This is a genomic window from Mycobacterium sp., assembly GCF_035603715.1.
In the GTDB taxonomy this organism is placed as follows: Bacteria; Actinomycetota; Actinomycetes; order Mycobacteriales; family Mycobacteriaceae; genus Mycobacterium.
Window position 1 is genome coordinate 1 of record NZ_DATNJW010000075.1, and the last position, 3,254, is coordinate 3,254.

Consider the following 3,254-nt stretch of genomic DNA (forward strand, 5'->3'; position numbering starts at 1 on the left):
ATGACGGCGGGCTGTGTTGTGCCTCGTGGCGACGTGCTCGAACTGATCGACGACATCAAGGACGCGATTCCCGGCGAGCTCGACGACGCCCAGGATGTGCTGGACGCCCGCGACTCGCTGCTGCACGAAGCCAAGACGCACTCCGACTCCGTGATGTCCTCGGCGACCAGCGAGTCGGACGCCCTGCTCAATCACGCCCGGTCGGAAGCCGACCGGATCCTGGCCGACGCAAAGGCGCAGGCCGACCGGATGGTCGGGGAGGCACGTCAGCACAGCGAACGGATGGTTGGCGAGGCGCGCGAGGAGTCCACTCGCATCGCCGCGGCGGCGAAACGCGAATTCGAGGCCGCCACCGGCCGGGCCAAGGCCGAAGCCGACCGGCTCGTCGAGAACGGCAACATCTCCTACGAGAAAGCCGTTCAAGAGGGCATCAAAGAACAGCAGCGCCTGGTGTCGCAGACCGAAGTCGTGCAGTCGGCCAACGCCGAGTCGGCCCGGCTGATCGACGCCGCCCACGTGGAGGCCGACCGGCTGCGCGGCGAATGCGACATCTATGTCGACAGCAAGCTCGCCGAGTTCGAGGAGCACCTCAACACCACCCTGCGCTCGGTCAACCGTGGCCGCCATCAACTGCGCACGGCGGCCGGCGTACACGACTACGCACAGCGGTAGCAGTCCTACCAGCGGGCGAGGCGGTTGGTAGCCCGCCCGTAGAATTGCGGACATGGCCCGGAAGCACCACCACACCGAACATCCGGACCCCGGTTCGCCGCTCGTCGTCAACATCGCACGGTTGGGACGGCGCCCGGGATCGATGTTTGCCATGCACGAGACGGTGGCCAGCCCCGCGCGCATCGGTCTGGAAATGATCGGAATTGCGCCCGGCGCACCCTTGGACCTCGACCTTCGCGTCGAGTCGGTGTCGGAAGGCGTCCTGGTCAGCGGGACGCTGTCGGCACCGCTCACGGGCGAATGTTCACGCTGCTTGACGCCGTTCACCGAGCGCATTGACGTCGATTTGACCGAGCTATTCGCCTATCCGGACAGCCTCACCGAAGCGACCACCGAGGAGGACGAGGTCGGCCGGGTCGTCAACGACTTCGTCGACCTGCGACAGCCGATCGTGGACGCGGTTGGCCTGGAGTTGCCGTTCTCGCCGGTGTGCCGAACCGACTGCCCGGGGCTGTGTCCTACTTGCGGTGTCGCGCTGGCGACCGCCGAACCCGACCATCATCACGACGAAATCGACCCGCGCTGGGCCAAACTCGCGACCATGCTGGGCTCCGAGAAGGACGGAGCCGGCAATGAGTGATCTGCTCGACGCCCTTGAGGTCGATCTACCCGACGAGTTGTTGACGCTGGCGCTGACCCACCGCAGCTATGCGTACGAACACGGCGGCCTGCCGACCAACGAACGCCTGGAATTTCTGGGCGACGCCGTCCTGGGTCTGACCGTGACCGACGAACTGTTCCACCGGCACCCCGAGTGTCCGGAGAGTGATCTGGCGAAAATGCGTGCAGGCGTGGTCAATACGCAGGCGCTGGCCGAAGTGGCGCGTTCGCTGACCGACGACGGGCTCGGCGCGCACCTGCTGCTGGGGCGTGGCGAGCTGAAATCTGGCGGGACGAACAAATCCAGCATCCTCGCCGACAGCCTGGAGTCGCTGCTCGGCGCGATCTATTTGCACCACGGCATCGAAGCCGCCCGGAAGGTGATTCTGCGCTTGTTCAGTGAATTGCTGGACGCCGGTGGCCTTTTGGATTGGAAGACCAGCCTGCAGGAATTGGCCGCGGCCCGCGGCCTTGGCCTGGTGTCCTATCAGGTCACCTCGACCGGTCCCGATCATCAGCGAGAATTCACCGCGGTGGTCGTCGTGATGGAGACCAGCTATGGGTCCGGAATCGGTCGGACCAAGAAAGAAGCCGAGCAGAAGGCCGCCGAAATGGCGTGCCAGGCGTTGGACCAGCTCGGTGCCGCCGTAACCGGGGAACCCGCCGGCTAGATGCCCGAGCTACCCGAAGTCGAGGTGGTGCGGCGCGGATTGCAGGCCCACGTTGTGGGCAAGACCATCACCGCCGTGCGAGTGCACCATCCCCGCGCCGTCCGCCGCCACGAGGCCGGCCCTGCCGACCTGACCGCGCGGCTGCTGGACGCCCGGATCACCGGCAGCGACCGACGGGGCAAGTATCTATGGCTCACCCTGGACGGGCCGAGCGGCGTCGACCAAGCGCTGGTCGTGCACCTCGGCATGAGCGGACAGATGCTGCTGGGAGACGTCCCCAACGCCGGTCATCTGCGCATCGCCGCGCTCCTCGACGACGGCACCACGCTGAGTTTCGTCGACCAGCGGACGTTCGGCGGCTGGCTGTTGGCCGACCTGGTCGCCGTCGACGGCAGCGTGGTTCCGGTGCCCGTTGCGCACTTGGCACGCGATCCGCTGGACCCGCGCTTCGACATCGATGCTGTGGTGAAGGTGTTGCGGCGCAAGCACTCTGAGATCAAGCGCCAGCTGCTCGACCAGACCGTGGTGTCGGGAATCGGCAACATCTACGCCGACGAGGCGCTGTGGCGGGCGAAGGTCAACGGCGCACGGCTGGCCGAGGCCCTGACCCGCAAGCAGCTGACGGCCGTGCTGGAGGCCGCCGCAGAGGTGATGCGCGACGCGCTGGCGCAGGGTGGCACGTCCTTCGACTCGCTGTACGTCAACGTCAATGGCCAATCCGGCTACTTCGACCGGTCGCTGAATGTCTATGGCCGCGAAGACAAGCCGTGCAAGCGCTGCGGAGCGGTCATCCGCCGCGAGAAGTTCATGAACCGCTCGTCGTTCTATTGCCCCCGTTGTCAGCCGCGGCCGCGAAGCTGACCTGCGGAGTTGAGCTAATCGAGGGGCAAAGTGTGGCGACCGCAAGACTCGTCTGCGTATTTGCGTCATCATCAGGCGCATGACCGAGCCTGAACAACCCCGCCCGTTTGAATATCCGCCAACGCCAGCCGGCCCGTATCCACCCCACCAGGGCGGGTATCCCGGCTGGCAAGCGCCGTATCCGACCAGCGGCCAACCAGGGGTGCCCCATCCGCCCTACGGACCCTACGTGGACGCCCACGGTCAACCCCTGTCAGACAAGAGCAAGCTCACAGCTGGGCTGCTCGAGCTGTTCCTGGGCGGATTCGGTGTCGGTCGGTTCTATCTCGGCTATACCGGTATCGGCCTTGCCCAGATCGCGGTGACCTTTCTTACCCTCGGTATCGGCGG

Annotated in this window: 5 protein-coding genes; all 5 read left to right on the forward strand. The window is 66.1% G+C overall.

The genetic code is table 11. The features are described 5' to 3' along the window. Positions 1-672: cell division protein SepIVA (sepIVA, locus tag VN856_RS03070; protein WP_325686029.1), on the forward strand; the 672-nt coding region annotated here is incomplete at its 5' end. Positions 673-724: 52 nt separating this feature from the next. Then, positions 725-1,312: a DUF177 domain-containing protein gene (locus VN856_RS03075; protein ID WP_325686031.1), complete on the forward strand. Its 588-nt coding sequence runs from the start codon at positions 725-727 to the stop codon at positions 1,310-1,312. After that, positions 1,305-2,003 carry a ribonuclease III gene (gene rnc, locus VN856_RS03080; RefSeq protein ID WP_325686033.1) on the forward strand — a complete coding sequence of 233 codons (699 nt, stop codon included), beginning with the start codon at positions 1,305-1,307 and terminating at the stop codon, positions 2,001-2,003. The genes VN856_RS03075 and rnc overlap by 8 nt, the downstream gene beginning before the upstream one ends. Beyond that, positions 2,004-2,864, forward strand: a complete 861-nt coding sequence (mutM, locus tag VN856_RS03085; protein ID WP_325686035.1) for a DNA-formamidopyrimidine glycosylase — start codon at positions 2,004-2,006, stop codon at positions 2,862-2,864. It abuts the gene before it with no gap. Positions 2,865-2,943: 79 nt separating this feature from the next. Next, a partial coding sequence (locus VN856_RS03090; RefSeq protein WP_325686037.1) for a TM2 domain-containing protein occupies positions 2,944-3,254 on the forward strand: 311 nt, incomplete at its 3' end.